17 protein-coding genes are annotated in these 17,076 nt (G+C 70.7%); 7 read left to right on the forward strand and 10 right to left on the reverse strand.

Translation table 11 applies throughout. The annotated features are described in order from the left end of the window. The first annotated feature begins 2 nt into the window (after window positions 1-2). From NRF20_RS33100 to NRF20_RS33110, 3 genes are all read left to right on the forward strand, one after another. Window positions 3-1,160, forward strand: coding sequence for an acetyl-CoA C-acetyltransferase (locus tag NRF20_RS33100; RefSeq protein ID WP_398629578.1), 1,158 nt, complete (start codon window positions 3-5; stop codon window positions 1,158-1,160). A 349-nt stretch (window positions 1,161-1,509) separates the two neighbouring features. Then, entirely contained in the window at window positions 1,510-1,713 is a 204-nt protein-coding gene (locus NRF20_RS33105; RefSeq protein ID WP_003969786.1) for a cold-shock protein, read from the forward strand. A gap of 176 nt (window positions 1,714-1,889) precedes the next feature. Further along, entirely contained in the window at window positions 1,890-3,566 is a 1,677-nt protein-coding gene (locus NRF20_RS33110; protein WP_398629577.1) for a DEAD/DEAH box helicase, read from the forward strand. 174 nt (window positions 3,567-3,740) lie between these two features. Here NRF20_RS33110 and NRF20_RS33115 read toward each other — a convergent pair whose 3' ends face one another. From NRF20_RS33115 to NRF20_RS33130, 4 genes are read right to left on the reverse strand one after another with little or no spacing between them, the layout of a single operon-like run. Then, window positions 3,741-4,805 (reverse strand): NAD(P)H-dependent flavin oxidoreductase, encoded by a 1,065-nt coding sequence (locus NRF20_RS33115; RefSeq protein ID WP_398629576.1) that lies wholly within the window; start codon window positions 4,803-4,805, stop codon window positions 3,741-3,743. Then, window positions 4,805-5,545, reverse strand: a complete 741-nt coding sequence (locus NRF20_RS33120) for a CoA-transferase subunit beta (protein ID WP_398629575.1) — start codon at window positions 5,543-5,545, stop codon at window positions 4,805-4,807. The genes NRF20_RS33115 and NRF20_RS33120 overlap by 1 nt, the downstream gene beginning before the upstream one ends. Then, a complete protein-coding gene (locus NRF20_RS33125) occupies window positions 5,542-6,414 on the reverse strand; it encodes a CoA transferase subunit A (protein ID WP_114248930.1) in 873 nt (290 codons plus the stop codon). The genes NRF20_RS33120 and NRF20_RS33125 overlap by 4 nt, the downstream gene beginning before the upstream one ends. Window positions 6,415-6,437: 23 nt before the next feature. Then, window positions 6,438-7,181, reverse strand: coding sequence for an enoyl-CoA hydratase family protein (locus NRF20_RS33130; protein ID WP_398629574.1), 744 nt, complete (start codon window positions 7,179-7,181; stop codon window positions 6,438-6,440). A gap of 86 nt (window positions 7,182-7,267) precedes the next feature. Between NRF20_RS33130 and NRF20_RS33135 the strand changes: the two genes are divergently transcribed. Beyond that, a complete protein-coding gene (locus tag NRF20_RS33135) occupies window positions 7,268-8,275 on the forward strand; it encodes an SDR family oxidoreductase (protein WP_398629573.1) in 1,008 nt (335 codons plus the stop codon). 120 nt (window positions 8,276-8,395) lie between these two features. Here NRF20_RS33135 and NRF20_RS33140 read toward each other — a convergent pair whose 3' ends face one another. Further along, entirely contained in the window at window positions 8,396-9,334 is a 939-nt protein-coding gene (locus tag NRF20_RS33140) for a hypothetical protein (RefSeq protein WP_398629572.1), read from the reverse strand. Window positions 9,335-9,559: 225 nt separating this feature from the next. Here NRF20_RS33140 and NRF20_RS33145 point away from each other — a divergent pair, with 225 nt between their 5' ends. Next, the gene (locus NRF20_RS33145; RefSeq protein ID WP_398629571.1) at window positions 9,560-10,336 is read left to right on the forward strand and encodes a S1 family peptidase; all 777 of its coding nucleotides are present in this window, start codon (window positions 9,560-9,562) and stop codon (window positions 10,334-10,336) included. Between the two features lie 22 nt (window positions 10,337-10,358). Here NRF20_RS33145 and NRF20_RS33150 read toward each other — a convergent pair whose 3' ends face one another. Continuing rightward, window positions 10,359-12,173 (reverse strand): glycoside hydrolase family 35 protein, encoded by a 1,815-nt coding sequence (locus NRF20_RS33150; RefSeq protein ID WP_413754635.1) that lies wholly within the window; start codon window positions 12,171-12,173, stop codon window positions 10,359-10,361. Window positions 12,174-12,424: 251 nt separating this feature from the next. On the opposite strand from NRF20_RS33150, the gene NRF20_RS33155 reads away from it, so the two are divergent. Both NRF20_RS33155 and NRF20_RS33160 read left to right on the forward strand, forming a co-directional pair. Next, window positions 12,425-13,318, forward strand: a complete 894-nt coding sequence (locus NRF20_RS33155; RefSeq protein ID WP_266362107.1) for a helix-turn-helix domain-containing protein — start codon at window positions 12,425-12,427, stop codon at window positions 13,316-13,318. 11 nt (window positions 13,319-13,329) lie between these two features. Then, window positions 13,330-13,668 (forward strand): chorismate mutase, encoded by a 339-nt coding sequence (locus tag NRF20_RS33160; RefSeq protein ID WP_114243997.1) that lies wholly within the window; start codon window positions 13,330-13,332, stop codon window positions 13,666-13,668. 111 nt (window positions 13,669-13,779) lie between these two features. Here NRF20_RS33160 and NRF20_RS33165 read toward each other — a convergent pair whose 3' ends face one another. From NRF20_RS33165 to NRF20_RS33180, 4 genes are all read right to left on the reverse strand, one after another. After that, entirely contained in the window at window positions 13,780-14,586 is an 807-nt protein-coding gene (locus tag NRF20_RS33165) for a hypothetical protein (protein WP_413753807.1), read from the reverse strand. A gap of 87 nt (window positions 14,587-14,673) precedes the next feature. After that, complete coding sequence (locus NRF20_RS33170; RefSeq protein WP_398629568.1) at window positions 14,674-15,228, reverse strand: TetR/AcrR family transcriptional regulator; 555 nt, start codon at window positions 15,226-15,228, stop codon at window positions 14,674-14,676. Next, window positions 15,221-16,057 carry an alpha/beta fold hydrolase gene (locus tag NRF20_RS33175; protein WP_413753808.1) on the reverse strand — a complete coding sequence of 279 codons (837 nt, stop codon included), beginning with the start codon at window positions 16,055-16,057 and terminating at the stop codon, window positions 15,221-15,223. The genes NRF20_RS33170 and NRF20_RS33175 overlap by 8 nt, the downstream gene beginning before the upstream one ends. Before the next feature lie 58 nt (window positions 16,058-16,115). After that, window positions 16,116-17,018, reverse strand: coding sequence for a PP2C family protein-serine/threonine phosphatase (locus NRF20_RS33180; RefSeq protein WP_413753809.1), 903 nt, complete (start codon window positions 17,016-17,018; stop codon window positions 16,116-16,118). Window positions 17,019-17,076: the final 58 nt, after the last annotated feature.

Consider the following 17,076-nt stretch of genomic DNA (forward strand, 5'->3'; position numbering starts at 1 on the left):
TCATGGCCGAGGCATACATCGTCGAAGCGGTACGCACGCCGGTCGGCCGGCGCAAGGGAGGACTCGGCTCGGTCCACCCCGCCGACCTCGGCGCCCATGTCATCAAGGCCCTCGTCGAGCGGACCGGAATCGACCCGGCGGCCGTCGAGGACGTGGTCTTCGGCTGCCTCGACACCGTCGGACCGCAGGCCGGTGACATCGCCCGCACCTGCTGGCTGGCGGCCGGACTGCCCGAGGAGGTCCCCGGCGTCACCGTCGACCGCCAGTGCGGCTCCTCCCAGCAGGCCGTGCACTTCGCCGCCCAGGGTGTCCTCTCCGGCACCCAGGACCTCGTCGTCGCGGGCGGCACCCAGAACATGACGCAGATCCCGATCGCCTTCGCCTCCCGTCAGGCCGCCGAACCGCTCGGCCTGGCGGACGGCCCGTACGCGGGCAGCGAGGGCTGGCGCGCCCGGTACGGTGACGCGCCGGTCAACCAGTTCCACGGCGCCCAGCTGATCGCCGAGAAGTGGGGCATCAGCCGCCAGGACATGGAGGAGTTCGCCCTCCGCTCCCACCGGCGTGCGATCCGCGCCATCGACGAGGGCCGCTTCGCGCGCGAGACCGTCGCCTACGGCGACGTCACCACCGACGAGGGGCCGCGCCGCGACACCACCCTGGAGAAGATGGCGGGCCTCAAGCCGGTCCTGGAGGGCGGCACGATCACCGCCGCCTGCTCCTCGCAGGTCTCCGACGGGGCCGCCGCCATGCTCATCGCCTCCGAGCGCGCCGTGGCCGAGCACGGCCTCACCCCGCGCGCCCGCATCCACCACCTGTCGGTGCGCGGCGAGGACCCGATCCGCATGCTTTCGGCGCCGATCCCGGCCACCGCGCACGCGCTCAAAAAGGCCGGAATGACCATCGACGACATCGACCTGGTCGAGATCAACGAGGCTTTCGCCCCGGTCGTCCTGGCCTGGCTGAAAGAAACCGGAGCCGACCCGGACAAGGTCAACGTCAACGGCGGCGCGATCGCCCTGGGTCACCCGCTCGGCGCAACCGGTACAAAATTGATGACGACGCTGCTGCACGAGCTGGAGCGCACCGGCGGCCGCTACGGGCTGCAGACCATGTGCGAGGGCGGCGGCCAGGCGAACGTGACGATCATCGAGCGGCTCTGACCCCCGCCCCGGCCCCTGACCGGCCACTGACCAGGTCACCGAACCGTTCCGACAGGGCTCCGGTAACGAGTTTCGGCAGAGTGCCGAGCTCGCTCCGGGCCAGTTACCCCAAGGGCCCGGGCAAAAAATCCGCCGGCCGGCGGCGCGGCGTGTTCCACCGCCGGTCGGCAGAACGTGCTACGGTTGGCGAGTTGCAGTTTTGGTACCCATGAACTTTATGTGCGCCTGACGGGAATGCTTCCTCAGGCGCATTATTGTTTTCCGGCTTTCTCCGGATGGGGCTCAATGCGGCGACTTGGAATTCGTAAAGTGCGGATTTCCGGCACTGCACCTCTTTTAGGAGAATGACATGGCTACTGGAACCGTGAAGTGGTTCAACTCGGAAAAGGGCTTCGGCTTCATCGAGCAGGACGGCGGCGGCGCCGACGTCTTCGCCCACTACTCCAACATCGCCACCTCGGGCTTCCGTGAGCTCCAGGAGGGCCAGAAGGTCTCCTTCGACGTCACGCAGGGCCAGAAGGGCCCGCAGGCGGAGAACATCGTCCCGGCCTAATTGCCGGACGCGTACCTCGCAGCCGGGGCCCGCACCGTGAAGGTGCGGGTCCCGGCTTGTGCTGTCCCCGGGACATGGCGAAGAAGCGCGCCGTCCCGCAGCGCTCCCCAGCAGTCCCACGCAGTTCCCAGGAATCCCTAGGAATCCTCAGGAATCCCCCAGGAGGGCAATTCCGTATGACCCGCTCCGAACGCCAGGACCGACCCGCCCGCAACCGCCCGTCGAGGGGGCGCGGCACGGCCCCGGCAAAGGCAACCGCTAAGGGTTCCGGCAAGGGATCCGGCAAGGCGTCGCCCCGTCGCAGGGCCACGCCGCCGCAGGGCGAATTCGCCCTGCCCGAAACCATGACCCCCGCACTGCCCGCCGTCGAGGCGTTCGCCGAGCTGGACATGCCCGCAGCCCTGCTGAAAACCCTTGCCGCGCAGGGCGTCACCGATCCGTTCCCGATCCAGGGCGCCACCCTGCCGAACTCGCTCGCCGGCCGGGACATCCTCGGCCGCGGCCGCACCGGGTCCGGCAAGACCCTCGCCTTCGGCCTCGCGCTGCTGGCCCGCACCGGCGGACGGCGCGCGGAGCCGCGCGCCCCGCTCGCACTGGTCCTCGTCCCGACCCGTGAGCTCGCCCAGCAGGTCACCGACGCGCTGACGCCGTACGCGACGTCAGTGAACCTGCGCCTGGCCACCGTCGTCGGCGGCATGTCGATCAGCAAGCAGTCCGGCACGCTGCGCCGCGGCGCCGAGGTGCTCGTCGCCACGCCCGGACGGCTGAAGGACCTCATCGAGCGCGGCGACTGCCGCCTCGACCAGGTCGCCATCACCGTCCTCGACGAGGCCGACCAGATGGCGGACATGGGCTTCATGCCGCAGGTCGTCGCGCTGCTCAAGCAGGTCGAGCCGGACGGTCAGCGGATGCTCTTCTCCGCGACCCTGGACAAGAACATCGACCGGCTGGTCAAGATGTTCCTGACCGACCCGGTCGTGCACTCGGTCGACCCGTCCGCGGGCGCGGTCACCACCATGGAGCACCACGTGCTGCACGTGGCCGACGAGACCGACAAGAAGGCCGTCGCCACCAGGATCGCCGCCCGCGACGGCCGGGTGATCATGTTCGTGGACACCAAGCGCGCCGCCGACCGCTTCGCCAAGCGGCTGCTCGCCAGCGGTGTACGGGCTGCCGCCCTGCACGGCGGGCGTTCACAGCCGCAGCGCAACCGGACGCTGGACCAGTTCAAGAACGGCCAGGTCACGGCGCTCGTCGCGACGAATGTGGCGGCGCGCGGCATCCATGTCGACGACCTCGACCTGGTCGTGAACGTGGACCCGCCGACCGACCACAAGGACTACCTCCACCGCGGCGGGCGCACGGCGCGTGCCGGGGAGTCCGGCAGCGTCGTCACCCTGGTGCTGCCCGAGGAGAAGCGGGAGATGACCCGGCTGATGGCCGATGCGGGCATCGCTCCGCGGACCACCCGGATCAAGTCCAGCGACGAGGAACTCACCCGGATCACCGGGGCCCGTGAGCCGTCCGGCATCGCGATCGTCATCGAGGTCCCCCAGCCGACCCCGCCGAAGCCGCGCACGCGGTCGGGCGGGGCCGCGGCCGGTGGCACGGGCTTCCGCTCGGGCAGCCGCGGCCGGGGCCGGCGCGGTGGTGCCGGGCAGGGCGGCGCCGGTGAAGGCCGGGGTACGGGGGGGTCCTCCGCCCGTGGCGGCGGTGCGGGCGGCTCGGCTCGTGGCGCTGGTTCCGGTGCCGCTGGTGGCCGTGGCGAGGCACGCGGAGCCGGGGCCGGGCGTTCCGGGTCCGGGGCCGGACGTGGTGGTGCGGCGGCGGGGCGTGGCCGCAGGGTCGCGTAGCGGTACGGATGACATGCGGTGACCGGATTCGTCCGGTCACCGCCCCGTCCTCGATCGCCGGCGTTTTCAAGCCCGTCGAGCGGGTCCCTCCCATGCCCTTCGGGCTATGGGTGAGATGGCGGACACGACGGCAATCGGACGGACCCGGGCTTGAATTGCGCCGCACCCGGCTCCTCAATCGCCGGACGGGCTCATGGCACCCGACACCGCTCCCAGCGCCGCGCAGGCCTCCTCCATCACCCGCTCCACCAGCTCCGCACAGCTGGGCAGATCCTCGATCAGGCCCGCCACCTGGCCCGATGCCATCACGCCCAGATCCGTGCGGCCGTCGACCATGGACGCCTTCAGGAGCATCGGGGTGTTGGCGGCCAGCAGGACCTGGCTCCAGGACAGGTCCTTGCCGTGCTTCATCGCGAGACCGTCTCGTACCATCCGGGACCAGCCGATTCCGGAGATCCGCTTGAATCCCGCCGCCCGGCGCACCGCCTGGGCCAACGCCCGGATCCGGCCCGCGTTCTCCAGCGCGGCGACCATCTCCGTACGCAGCATCCGGTGCGGGAGCCCGTCCACCGCCGTGGTGACCGTTACGTCCTTGACGCCCGCCGTCAAATAGCGGGCCTTCACCGCGTCCGGCACGGTCGAGTCCGATGTCAGCAGGAACCGCGTACCCATCGCGATGCCTGCCGCCCCGTACGCCAGCGCAGCGACCAGGCCCCGGCCGTCGTGGAAGCCGCCCGCCGCGATCACCGGGATGTCCACCGCGTCGACGACCTGGGGCAGCAGCACGGTGGTTGCCACATCACCGGTGTGGCCGCCGCCCTCGCCGCCCTGCACGATCACCGCGTCCGCGCCCCACGCCGCGACCTTCTCGGCATGGCGCCGGGCACCGATCGACGGGATCACGACCACACCTGCGTCCTTCAGCTCGGCGATGAGCTCCTTCGAAGGGGCCAGCGCGAAGGACGCCACCTTCACGCCCTCGTCGACGATGATCCGTACCCGCTCGCGCGCATCACCGGCGTCGGCGCGCAGATTGACGCCGAACGGCTCGTCCGTACGGGACTTGACCTCCCGTACCGCTGCCCGCAGCTGCTCCACGGTCATCGTCGCGGAGGCCAGGATGCCGAGCGCGCCCGCGCGGGCCGTGGCGGAGACCAGGCGGGGGCCCGCGACCCAGCCCATGCCGGTCTGGACCACGGGGTGGCGGACGCCGACGAGATCCGTGAGCGCGGTCCGCATCAGACCCCGACCTCGCGGTTCCGGGTGCCCTTCGGGTCGATGACCTCGCGGATCAGGCCCAGCTCCTCGGCGGTCGGCTCCCGGGTGTACGGGACGTCGTCCGGGATCGTGAGCACGAAGCCGGTGGCCTCGCGGACCTCGCCGACGGTGACGCCGGGGTGCAGCGAGGCGAGGCGCATCGAACGGTCCGGGGTCGCGAAGTCGAGGACGCCGAGATCGGTGACGACGCGCGGGATGCGGTGATAGCGGGTCGCCGACGGACCGGCCGCCGCGGCACTGTCGTGACCGACCCCGCAGATCATGTCGACGCGCTCGACGAAGACCCGGGTGGAGTGCTTGGGAACCCAGTAACTGACCGGGTTGTTCAGGGTGTTGACCGGGGCGCCGCGTACGCCGAGGAGTTGGCGGGTGGGCTGTTCCCAGTCGCCGATGCAGGAGATGTTCTGGTTGCCGAACCGGTCGATCTGGCTCGCCCCCATCATCACGTGACGCCTGCCGCCCGTGACCATGGTGAGGTGTTGGCGGTACGGCAGCCAGCCCTCCGTCGTGCCGTCCGGGCCGACGATCAGCGCCTCGCCGTCGGTGAGCAGCAGATCGGGCGAGAAGGTGCGCTTGGCGAGCCGGGCGCCGACGGACGGGACGAGTCCCATCGGGCTGGCGAGCACCTCCCCGTTGTCGCGCCAGGCATCGGCGCAGGCGATCACGCAGTACTCGGCCCGGGTCACGCTCCGGTTGCTCACTTCTGCTCCTCGTGCCAGGTCTGGACGGCCGACTGATAGCTCTTCTCGTCGCCCTGTGCGGGCAGGAAGCGGTCGCTGAAGGCCGCCCAGGCGTCGGGGTCGGCGGCCGCGGTCGCGTACGCCTTCTGGAACGCCTCGTCGCGCGGGTGGTCGGGGACGCAGGAGGTGAAGTGCGCGCCGTTCGGGGTCTCGACGACGCCGGTGACGGAGTGCCGCTTGACGAGAAGGGTCTGCGGGGCCGCCTTCTCGGTCAACTCGGCAGTTTCCACCAGGCGTTCGCAGGAGACGTACGCGTTGTCGGCGGCCTCGCAGAACAGGTCGTCGAAGTACGGGTCGGGACCGAGGTACTGACCGTTGCCGAACCGGTCGGCGCGGTTCATGTGGACCAGCGCCGCGTCCATCCGCAGGGCGGGCATCGCGACGAACTCCTCGCCGTCCGCGTACGGCGAAGTGACCGTACGCAGGCCCGGGTTGACCCGCATCACGTCCGAACCGATACCGGCGCGGACGGGGAGGAACGGCAGCCGGTTCGCGGCGGCGTGCAGCCCCCACATGAACATGGCCTCGTCGACCTCCATCAGCTCGAACGCGCCGCGCTGGCGGGCCGCCCTGAAGTGGGGTTCGAGCGGGATCGAGTCGAGTGTGGCGAAGGCCGCGACCAGTTTGCGGATCTTGCCGGCCGCGGCGAGCAGGCCGACGTCGGGGCCGCCGTACGAGACCACGGTCAGATCGGTGATCCCGGAGCGGAGCAGCGCCCGGACCAGTGCCATCGGCTTTCGGCGGGAGCCCCAGCCGCCGATGCCGATCGTCATCCCGCTGCTGAGCCGGGAGACGACGTCCTGCGCTGTCATGGTCTTGTCGGTCCTCATGTCGGTACCGATTCCGCTCACGGTCATGCCTCCTTGCCGAAGGTGTCGCGGACACGGTCGGCGACACCGCTGAGATTGGCCTCGAAGGTGAAGCCCTGCTCGAAGCGGTAGCTGCGGCGTACGTCCACCGGGTCGATGCCGTTGATGGCGGCCTTGGCCAGCCGGATCAGATATCCGTCCTTACGGGCGATCTCGCCCGCCAACTCCAATGCTGTATCCAGGAGTTCATCGCGCGGTACGACTTTCCAGACCGAGCCGTGGGCGTGCAGTTCTGCGGCGGTGGCGGTGCGTGAGGTGTAGTACAGCGCGCGCATCAGGTGCTGCGGCACGAGCCGGGCGAGATGGGTGGCGGCGCCGAGCGCGCCCCGGTCCAGCTCGGGCAGGCCGAATGCCGCATCGTCGCTCGCCACGATCACGTCCGCGTTGCCGATGAGGCCGATGCCGCCGCCGAGGCAGAAGCCGTTCACCGCGGCGACGACCGGGACCTCGCACTCGTACACGGCCGAAAACGCCTCGTAGCAGCCGCGGTTGGCGCCGATCAGGGCGGCGTGACCGGTGTCGCGCTGCATCTCCTTGATGTCGACGCCCGCGTTGAATCCACGCCCGGCGGCGGCCAGCACGACACAGCGGACCTCGGGATCGCGGCCCGCGGCACGGAGGGCGTCGGCGAGGTCGTACCAGCCCTGTACGGGCAGCGCGTTGACGGGCGGGTAGTCGACGGTGACGAGGCAGATGCCCTTGCCGGGACTTGCGGTGGAGACACCCATGGGCGAATCAGCTACCTTTCCACCAAACATTTGTTAGGTGTGGAAGGTAGCAGCCTGCCCCCGCATCGCCAACAAGGAGATGTGTGATGACCGCAAGCAGCGACGGACGGGACAGGGGAAGTGAAAGGGGAAGCGAAGAGGGAGGCGTCGGGGGAAACGACGGAGGAGGCGTCGGTGGGCTGTGCGACGGGCGCGTCGTCATCGTGACGGGTGCCGGGCGCGGGCTCGGCCGCGCCCACGCGCTCGCCTTCGCCGCCGAGGGGGCAAAGGTCGTGGTCAACGATCTCGGTGTCGGCCCGGACGGCGACGGGGGCTCGGCCGGTCCGGCCCGGCAGGTGGTCGACGAGATCGTGGCGGCGGGCGGCGAAGCGGTCGCCCACGGGGGCGACATCGCCACGACGGAGGGGGCGGCGTCGCTGGTCACTGCCGCGCTGGAGACTTTCGGGCGGCTGGACACGCTGGTCAACAACGCCGGATTCCTGCGCGACCGGATGCTGGTGAATCTGGACGAGGACGACTGGGACGCGGTGATGCGGGTCCATCTGAGGGGCCATTTCCTGCCACTGAAGCATGCCGCCGCGCACTGGCGGGCCGAGGCGAAGGCGGGCCGCGCGCCGGTGGCCCGGGTGGTCAATACAAGCTCCGGTGCGGGGCTGCTCGGGAGCGTCGGACAGGGCAATTACTCCGCTGCGAAGGCAGGCATCGTGGGCCTGACGCTCGTCGCGGCCGCGGAGATGGGACGGTACGGGGTCCAGGTCAACGCGATTGCCCCGGCGGCACGGACCCGGATGACCGAGCAGACGTTCGCGGAGACGATGGCGGCGCCGGGGGAGGGGGAGTTCGACGCGATGGCCCCCGAGAATGTGTCCCCGCTGGTGGTGTGGCTCGGCTCGGCCGCGAGCGACGGGGTCACCGGGCGGGTCTTCGAGGCGGAGGCCGGCCGGATCACGGTCATGGAGGGCTGGCGCCCCGGTCCCACCGCGGACCGGGGGGCGCGGTGGGTGCCGGCGGAGGCGGGGGAAGCGGCACGGAAGCTGCTGTCGGAGGCGGAGCCGGCGCAGCCGGTGTACGGGGCGAAATCCAGCCGCCGGTGAGGCTGACTGTTCATTCTCTCCGGCGTTTCATTCTCTCCGGCGTTCGAGGCGCGGGGGTTCGGGGGCGGGCGCCTGCGGCGGGCTTTCTCCCGCCCGCCCCTTCCCGCAGCCCCGGTTGCTTCAGGTGCTGCAGTCCAGGACCGTCCGGCACAACCCGCACCGGGCCCGTACCCGGCCGCGTACCGGAACGCGGATGCGCTGGTGGCAGGTGGGGCAGGCGAAGGAGACCCGGAGTCCTTGCGGGCCGTTCTCGAAGGTGTATGGGGCGTCGGGGCCCGGGGCCGCTCCCGCACCCGGATGGTCCTGGGCGTACCGCCGGTCCTTGGCGTAGCGGTGCCGGCCCGCCCAGCCGGCCGCCGCGAGGGGTGGCTGCCGGGTGTCGCGGAGGGCCTGGGCGTGCCCCTTCGTGTACGCCGTGTACGCCTGCGGACTCGTGAACCACGGGGAGGGATCCTCATCGAAGGCGAACGCCCGCTTGGCGAGGACGTATCCGAACTCCTCCGGGGTGAGATAGCCGAGCTTCTGGCTGGAGACGGCGTCCTCACGGAAGGCGTCCAGCAGCAGCCAGCCCGCGCCCAGATACGTCGTCGCGGTGTCGGTGAGGATCTCGTTGTCGCGCGTACCGGGGAACTCCAGGTCGAGGCGGTGCAGCAGCACATGCATGACCTCGTGCGAGAGCGCGGCGCCGATGTCCCTGCGATGGGTGCGGAAGCGGTCGTTGAGTTCGATGAAGTACTCGGGCCCCGCGGCGAGTTCGACACCGGCGGCGTGTTCCATCGCCCGGAAGCCGACGATCATGCGGGCGTCCGGCAGGTGCAGATGCTGGACCATGGCCCGCGCCACCCGCTGGGCGCCGAGGTACAGATCGTCCTGGTCGGAGAAGGCGGCGTCGGCGGGGGCGAGGCTCGTGGCGTAGCCGCGGACACCGTCGTACGACAGCCTCCGGTACAGCGCCGTGATCGCGGACCGGACGGTGTCGAGATGAGGGAAGCCGCGGACGACCGGACTTTTGCCGCCCCGGCCGTGGTCCTGGCTGTTGTCCCGGCTGCTGTCCGCCACGTCCCCGCCCCCATCCGCGACGATCGACCGGCCTCCACTGTAGCCGCAGCGATGTGAGTGATCTTGGCCGAAAAGTAAACCTTGTGGGGGCCGTGATCACTTCCCGATAATCCGAATCATGTCTTTGTCGGGGGCATGACCAACGGGGCTGTGCTGCCCGTGGCCAGGACCCCGGGCGAGGGCACGCACCCCCATGTGCAACCCCCCACGAGAGAAGGCAATCCGTTGAAGCAGCTTCTGCGTGCCGTGAAGAGATGCTCCGTCATAGCCGCGGTGGTCCTCGCGGCCGTCAGCCTCCAGCCCGCCGGCGCGTCCGCGGCCCCCACCCCGGTCGTCGGCGGAACCCGCGCCGCCCAGGGTGAATTCCCGTTCATGGTCCGGCTGTCGATGGGCTGTGGCGGCGCTCTCTACGCCAAGGACATCGTCCTCACCGCCGCGCACTGTGTGGACGGTTCGGGCAACAACACCTCCATCACCGCCACCGCGGGCGTCGTCGACCTCCAGTCGTCCAGCGCGATCAAGGTCAAGTCCACCAAGGTCCTCCAGGCCCCCGGCTACAACGGCCAGGGCAAGGACTGGGCGCTGATCAAGCTCGCCAAGCCCATCGACCTGCCCACCCTGAAGATCGCCACCAACACCACGTACAACAACGGCACCTTCACCATCGCAGGCTGGGGCGCCGCCACCGAGGGCGGAAGCCAGCAGCGGTATCTGCTGAAGGCCACCGTGCCGTTCGTCTCCGACGCCGACTGCCAGGGCGCATACGGCAGCGACCTCGTCCCCGGCGACGAGATCTGTGCCGGCCTGATCGACACGGGCGGCGTGGACACCTGCCAGGGCGACTCCGGCGGCCCCATGTTCCGCAAGGACAACGCCGGAGCCTGGATCCAGGTGGGCATCGTCAGCTGGGGCCAGGGCTGCGCCGAGCCCGGCTACCCGGGTGTGTACAGCGAGGTCTCGACTTTCGCCGCCAACATCGCCTCCGCGGCGGCCGCACTCTGACGCCTCGGCCGGCCCCACCGCATCAGCTTTGAGCACCCCCGGGTGTGCCCGTCCGGACGGGCACACCCGGACCCAGCTCCACCCACGGATCCCCGGCGCCCTCCACCTCCAGAACCCACACCTCGTTGACGCCCTCCCGCAGCACCGGACCCGGCACATACAGCGTCCGCTGCGGACCCGCCGACCAGTACCGGCCCAGACAGAAACCGTTCACCCACACGAACCCGCGTGTCCAGCCCGGCAGTTCGAGCCCCGCGTGATCCGGAAGACCCGCGAGTCCCGACTCCGCCGACTCGAACGAACCCCGGTACAGCCCGGCACGGCCCCGCTCGGCGACTCCTCCGAAAGGCACCGCGTCCACCGCGCCCGGCTCCTCGAAGGCGGCCAGTCGCAGCCCCCGCGCCCGTACCCCGTGCAGATACTGCCGCTCGTGCCGGACGCCGCCCGTGATGCCCTTCGGCTCACCCAGCCGCGGCCCGTAATTGACCCGGCCCAGCGACTCCACCCACAGCTCGACCTCCGCGGGCCCGGCCACCGGCTCGTCGAGGGTGGCGCTCTCGCCGCTCAGCACACCTTGCCGGACGCCGTTCACATACACCACCGCACGGTCCCGGAGCCCGGACACACCCAGCGCGTACGGGCGTCGCAAACCCGGAACGGTGACCTCGTACCGCACCAGGCCCCGGTCCACGCCCAGCTCCTCGAACGTCGGCGGAACACCGGATTCCGCCTGTTCCGGGTCGCCCAGAACCTCCAGGGCCACCGACAGGGGCGCCCACTCGGTCAGCTCTGCCCGCACCGGCGCCGGGGGCCCGACCGGCTCCGGCGGCAGCTCCGGAAGCGGACCGTCCGCAAACTCCGCCAGGACCTTCCGGAACAGCCAGAACTTCTCCGTCGGCCGCCCGTACTCGTCGATCGGCGCATCGTAGTCGTACGACGTCACCGTCGGCTGAAGATCCTGGTCCTGCACCGGACCCGAGCGGTTCGCCCCCGCCCAGCCCGCAAAATTCGTCCCCCCGTGCGCCATGTAGACATTCACCGACGCCCCGCACTCCAGAATCTCCCGCAGGGCCTCCGCGGCCTCCGCCGGATCCCGTACCGCCGGCGCAGCACCCCAGTGCTCGAACCACCCGCACCAGAACTCCATGCACATCAGCGGCCCCTTCGGCTGATGGCGGCGCAGCACCTCGAACGCCTCCCGCGCACCCGACCCGAAGTTCACCGTGGCGAGCAGCCCCGGCACGGAGCCGCCGGTGAGCATGTGGTCCTCCGGCCCGTCGGAGGTGAACAGCGGCACGGTCACCCCGCGCTCCCGCAGCATCCCGGCCACCCGCTGCAGATAGACCCGATCGGTGCCGTAGCTCCCGTACTCGTTCTCCGCCTGAACCATGATCACCGGGCCGCCGCGTCCGATCTGCCGCTGCACCACCTGCGGCAGCAGCGCCGTGAACCACCGCTCCACGGCACCCAGGTACTCCTCGTCACGGGTCCGCACCCGTCGCCCGAACCGCCCTGTCACCCAGGCCGGCAGACCACCGTTCTCCCACTCGGCACAGATGTACGGTCCCGGGCGGACGATCGCCCACAGCCCGGCACGCTGCGCCGCGTCCAGGAACCGGCCCAGCGACTCCACGTCCCGGAAGCGGCCGGGCTCCGGCTCATGGAGATTCCACGGCACATATGTCTCGACACAGTTGAGACCCATGGCGCGCAGCATCGACAGCCGGTGATCCCACTGCGCCTCGTGGACCCGGAAATAGTGCAGGGCCCCCGACAGCAGCCGTACGGGCTTCCCGTCGAGCCGGAAGTGGTCGTCCCCCACGGTGAAGTCAGCCATCGTGCTCATACTCTCCTGTGCGTGCGGTCCCCCGGGGCCGCGCCGCCCAGGGATCGCACGACGGCACGCACCACGGAGCGGGCGAACCCGGGAGGAATGTTGCAACCAACCTTTGCCCCCTGGCGTGCGGCCGGTCCATGGACAAAGATCACTGCTGTTTGGACACAATTGTTCGGACGTGAACTGTTGGGACCAACGCCAAAGAAACTGTCGGACCCACGCCAAAGAAGAAGGGGGAGGAAGGAAGGCCGATGTACCACACCTGGATGCGCTTCTTCACTCCCAGCCCGCTCCACCACCGGCTGGGCCTCGTCTGTCTGGGCGTGGGGCTGCAGCACGGCGCCCTGCCGACGGTCGGCCCGCGCACCCTGGACCACCATGTGGCCGTCGTCATCAACTCCGGCAGTGGCTGGTTCATCGGAGCCGACGGCCGCCGGGTGCCCGTCATCGCACCCAGCCTGATCTGGCTGACCCCCGGCACCCCGCACCACTACGGCGCCGATCCCGGCACCGGCTGGGACGAGAGCTTCGTCGACTTCACCGGCCCCGCCACCGCCACGTACACCGAGCTCGGCTACATCGAGCCGGACCGCCCGCTCGTCCCGCTCGCCGACACGGCGGGCCCCCGCGCCGCGGTGGGGCGGATGGTGCGCGCGGCACGGCGCGGCAACCCGTTGCTGGAGGTCGAGACCGGCGCCGCCGTGCATGAACTCCTCGTCGCCCTGCGCCGGGCCCGCGCCGATGTCAGCCCCGACGGCGACCCGGTCCTGCAGGCCCTCGCCCGTGACGCCTTCCAGCCGCTCTCCGTCGCCGAGCATGCGGCCCGGCACGGAATGACACCCGCCGAACTGCGTACGGCGGTACGGCGGGGCGCGGGCTGCAGCCCGAAGGACTACCTCCTCGGCATCCGGCTCGGCCGCGCCAAGGAACTCCTCGCCGCCACCGACCTGCCGGTCGCCGCGGTCGCCCGACGCGTCGGCTACGACGACCCGGCCTACTTCTCCCGCCTCTTCGCCCGCCGGGTCGGCACCGCCCCGGTCCGGTTCCGTGATCAGCAGGGTCGCAGCGTCCCGGGCGGCTGGAGCGACCAGGTCCCGGACCCGGAACACCCACCGAGGATCACCCCCCTGGGCCCGGCCGTCTAAGCTCGCTGACCATGACCACGAGGGACATCGACGAGTCCGTGAGCGCGGAACTGAACCGGCTGCGCGAGAGCATCGACAACATTGACGCCGCTGTTGTCCATATGCTCGCCGAGCGCTTCAAGTGCACCCAGCAGGTCGGCCACCTCAAGGCCGCCCATCAGCTCCCCCCGGCCGACCCGGCCCGCGAGAGCCGGCAGATCGCCCGGCTGAGGCAGCTGGCGGAGAGCGCGCATCTGGATCCGGCCTTCGCGGAGAAGCTGCTGAACTTCATCGTGGCGGAGGTCATCCGCCACCATGAACGGATCGCGGAGGAGTCGGCGACGAACGGGGAGACCGGCGCCGGGTCGTGAACGGGGCCGGGGGGTGATCCCTGCGGGCCGACAGCCGAGGCTGTGACCACCGGGGGCGCTCCCGGTGGTCGGGGGAGTCGGGGACTGGCGGTAATCGCTCTCCACTTCTTCTCATTGAGCTGAGGGCGGTTCGCCCGCCCGGTGCGACGGATACGGGCCGGACCGGGCGGCCGACCGCTTGCGCCTCGACCACGCCACCCAGGCACTCACCAGCAGACCGAGTCCCGTGGCCACGACGACGAGCCCGGCCGAGGCCGACTCGTTGACATGGTCGCCGTTGCCCTGTGGCGTGGGCAGCCCGGCGGCCGCGTAGTGGGGGAGGAACAGCAGTCCCGCTCCCACCAGGGCGGGCACCGCCCAGCCGGCGCTTTCGCGGCGCGAGGACCGGGCGGACACCAGAGCACCCACCGTCAGAAGCACCGCGCAGCCCAGTGCCGGCAGCACCGTGTAGGTCAGCCATTCGGACAGCAACGGCCGCCAGTACCACTCCGATTCGGGCCTCGGTCCATCGAAGTAGTACAGGGTCCGCGGCTGTGGCGTACCCATGAAGTCCCGGACCGACCCGGGCACCAGCCCGCCCAGCAGCCCGCCGCCGAAGACCAGCCCCGCGAAACGCGCTGCCCCGCTGTCCTCCCTCCGGCAGGCCGCCCGGCCGGCCCGGAGGCTCAGCACGGCGCACCAGCCGGCCAGCAGCCCCAGGAACACACCCTTGACCGCGCCGTAACCGATCGGAGTCCAGACGTTCCAGGCGTAGTTCTCCATGTGCGCGGCGCGCCGGCTCCCCGCGAGACACCAGGCAGCCGCACCCGCCGCCACTCCCCATGGCACGACCCCCACGGCCCGCCGCCGTGCGACGTCCGCGTCCGCCCCCGTAGCCCCACGCACCACTTCGGCCACTGCCTGCCCCATATGGTCCATCTGCCCCGATACTCCCGCCGAGCTCGGCTGTCGTTGATGATGCGGCTCTGTCATGCGTTTGGTCAGAGGTCTCTCATCATGGCCTGATCAGCGAGGTGCGTGCAGGCCTGTGATCATCATGTGGATCAGCAGGTCGTAGCTCTCGTCCAGCTTCTCCGGGAGCCCGAACGCGCCCTCGGCCTCCAGGACCGCGAAGCCGTGGACGGCCGCGCGCAGGCAGCGGGCTGCGTGGATCGCTGCGGAGTCTGCCATTCCGTACGCGCGGAAAGTGGCGAGCATGATGTTGATCAGTCGCGTCCCGGCCTCTACCGTGCGCGGCTCGGGCGTCTGGATCAGTGCCGAGTAGCGGTGCGGGTGCCGCAGTGCGTAGTGCCGCCAGGCCATCATGAGCGCGCGGATCGCCTCGTCGGCGGAGCGGCCCAGCACGGCCTCGCCGACCTGGTCCGCGATCTCGTTCATGATCCGCGCCGACATGAGGTCGCGCAACTCGGCCAGATTGCGCACGTGCTTGTAGAGGGACGGGGTGGCGACGCCTGCCCGGCCGGCCACCGCCGACAAGGTCAGGGCGGCGGGGCCGCTCTCGTCGATGATCAGCAGAGCGAAATCGACGACGGCATCCGTGGTGAGCGCTGCCCTAGCCACGCGCGCCGACCTTGAGGAAGGCCAGGATGGCAGTGGCGACTTCGTCCGGGAACTGGACGTGCGCGTAGTGACCGGCTCCCTCGATCATCTCGAGCCGGCCGAGCCCTGCGGGCATGTCGGCCACGATGCCCTCTCCCTCGGCCCTGGGGTCGGCCCAGTCGGGGTCGAGCGTGCCCTCGATGACCAGGGCGGGGCACTGGATGGCGTCGAGACAGGCACCGGCGTCCGTGGGCGCGGACATGCCCATCTTGCTGACGACGGCCATCCGGCCGGGCCTGCGCAGGTCGGCGTCGAGGGCGGCGACATGGCCGGCATGACCGGCGGGCTTGACTCCCGGGTAGGCATGGTCGAGGTAGCGCTTCCACAGCCCGACGCTGCGCAGCAGGCCGGCGCCCATGAGCAGGCTCATGCCCTTGCGGTAGCGGGCGTGGGACATCAGAGCACTCGGGCTGATCTTCTGTGCGCGGGTGAACGGGCTGATTTCGACGATGGCGCTGACCAGTTCGGGCTCCCGGGCCGCGGCGATGGTGGCGGCGCCGCCGGCGAAGGAGTGGCCCACGACGACGGCGGGGCCGCCCAGGCGCCTGATCAGGGCGAGGACGTCGGCCGCCGCGTCGGTGCGGGTGTAGGACGCCCAGTCGGTACTGGACTCACCGTGGCCGCGCTGGTCCATGACGGCAACCCGCAATCCGGCCGCCGCCAGCCGGGAAGCCACATCTCGGTAGGCCGCCCTGTTGTCGCCCATGCCGTGGGCCAGCACGATCAGCGGGCCCTCGCCGGTCACTTCGTACGCGAGCTGTCCGCTGCCAATCGTCAAGAACTCGGGCATGTCCACCCTCCGAGGCTAATGAATATAGCCATAAAGCTAATGTGATTAGCCGCAGGCGTCAACCCTTGTCCCGAGGGAGCGGAACCGGACCTCTGGGCGGGAGCACCGCCGCTGACTGCCGCTGGTGGCCGGTCACGGTCGCAGTGGGCGCGGCCGGTGCGACCGGGATGAGGAGCGCGGTGATGTTGTCGTGCCCGCCTGCGTCAAGGGCGTACCGGACCAGCGACCGGGTGTCCTCCAGAAGGTCGCTGCCGGCCGACGGCGCGATCGGGCGACGAGGGAGCACGCCCCGCAGTGCGGCGACATCGGGCAGATAACGCCACAGCCCATCGGTGCACAGCAACAGCCGACCGGGCACCGAGGGCCGGTAGCTCCGGATGTGCGGTGCTGGTTCGCCGGCGTCGGCTCCCAGCCACGCGGAGAGTGCCTCGTGCCGGCCCGTGTCGTCCTCGGTCAGCGCCATCCCTGGCCCTTCGTCCGGCAGCCAGTAGGCACGGCTGTCGCCGATCCAGGCACTCCAGATGCCTTCCGGGCCCGCGATACCGGCGACATACGTGCAGGCGGGTGCGGCATGCACCGACGCCGCCAGGCCGGCAACAGCGCGCGCCGCGCGCCTGGCGGAGTCACCGAGCGCGATCTCCGGCAGAACACCTTCCCGCAGCCGCGCCGCCAGAACCGTCACGCCGACCTCGGCCGCGACCTGGGCCGCTCGCTCCGACCGTGGCGACATGGACACGCCGTCGCAGACGACCCCGACCGTCCAACTGCCGACCGTGGACAGTGCCATCGCGTCCGCATTGATGCCGCGGTGCCGGCCGCGGTCGCTGATCCCCGCAGCACCGCCGTCGGCCGTGATCTCCACGCGCGAGCGAAACGACGGCTGGGCCGCACCGCAGTCCCAGCAGTACCCATCGGGAGCGACCGTTCCGCCGCACAGGACACAGCCCGCAATCTCACTCATCAGCCGTGCATCCTGCCAGAACTGTCAAGGGGACTACGGGAAACGCCACTCACGTCAT

This window comes from Streptomyces sp. R-74717, from assembly GCF_047305335.1.
GTDB classification, from domain to species: Bacteria; Actinomycetota; Actinomycetes; order Streptomycetales; family Streptomycetaceae; genus Streptomyces; species Streptomyces atratus.

Excerpts from the sequence above, each read along its gene's own strand:
- NRF20_RS33100 (WP_398629578.1), top strand. The coding sequence starts at position 3 with ATGGCCGAGGCATACATCGTCGAAGCGGTACGCACGCCGGTCGGCCGG.
- NRF20_RS33105 (WP_003969786.1), top strand. The coding sequence starts at position 1,510 with ATGGCTACTGGAACCGTGAAGTGGTTCAACTCGGAAAAGGGCTTCGGC.
- NRF20_RS33110 (WP_398629577.1), top strand. The coding sequence starts at position 1,890 with ATGACCCGCTCCGAACGCCAGGACCGACCCGCCCGCAACCGCCCGTCG.
- NRF20_RS33115 (WP_398629576.1), bottom strand. The coding sequence starts at position 4,805 with ATGCGGACCGCGCTCACGGATCTCGTCGGCGTCCGCCACCCCGTGGTC.
- NRF20_RS33125 (WP_114248930.1), bottom strand. The coding sequence starts at position 6,414 with ATGAGGACCGACAAGACCATGACAGCGCAGGACGTCGTCTCCCGGCTC.
- NRF20_RS33130 (WP_398629574.1), bottom strand. The coding sequence starts at position 7,181 with ATGGGTGTCTCCACCGCAAGTCCCGGCAAGGGCATCTGCCTCGTCACC.
- NRF20_RS33135 (WP_398629573.1), top strand. The coding sequence starts at position 7,268 with ATGACCGCAAGCAGCGACGGACGGGACAGGGGAAGTGAAAGGGGAAGC.
- NRF20_RS33150 (WP_413754635.1), bottom strand. The coding sequence starts at position 12,173 with ATGGCTGACTTCACCGTGGGGGACGACCACTTCCGGCTCGACGGGAAG.
- NRF20_RS33155 (WP_266362107.1), top strand. The coding sequence starts at position 12,425 with ATGTACCACACCTGGATGCGCTTCTTCACTCCCAGCCCGCTCCACCAC.
- NRF20_RS33160 (WP_114243997.1), top strand. The coding sequence starts at position 13,330 with ATGACCACGAGGGACATCGACGAGTCCGTGAGCGCGGAACTGAACCGG.
- NRF20_RS33165 (WP_413753807.1), bottom strand. The coding sequence starts at position 14,586 with ATGGACCATATGGGGCAGGCAGTGGCCGAAGTGGTGCGTGGGGCTACG.
- NRF20_RS33175 (WP_413753808.1), bottom strand. The coding sequence starts at position 16,057 with ATGCCCGAGTTCTTGACGATTGGCAGCGGACAGCTCGCGTACGAAGTG.
- NRF20_RS33180 (WP_413753809.1), bottom strand. The coding sequence starts at position 17,018 with ATGAGTGAGATTGCGGGCTGTGTCCTGTGCGGCGGAACGGTCGCTCCC.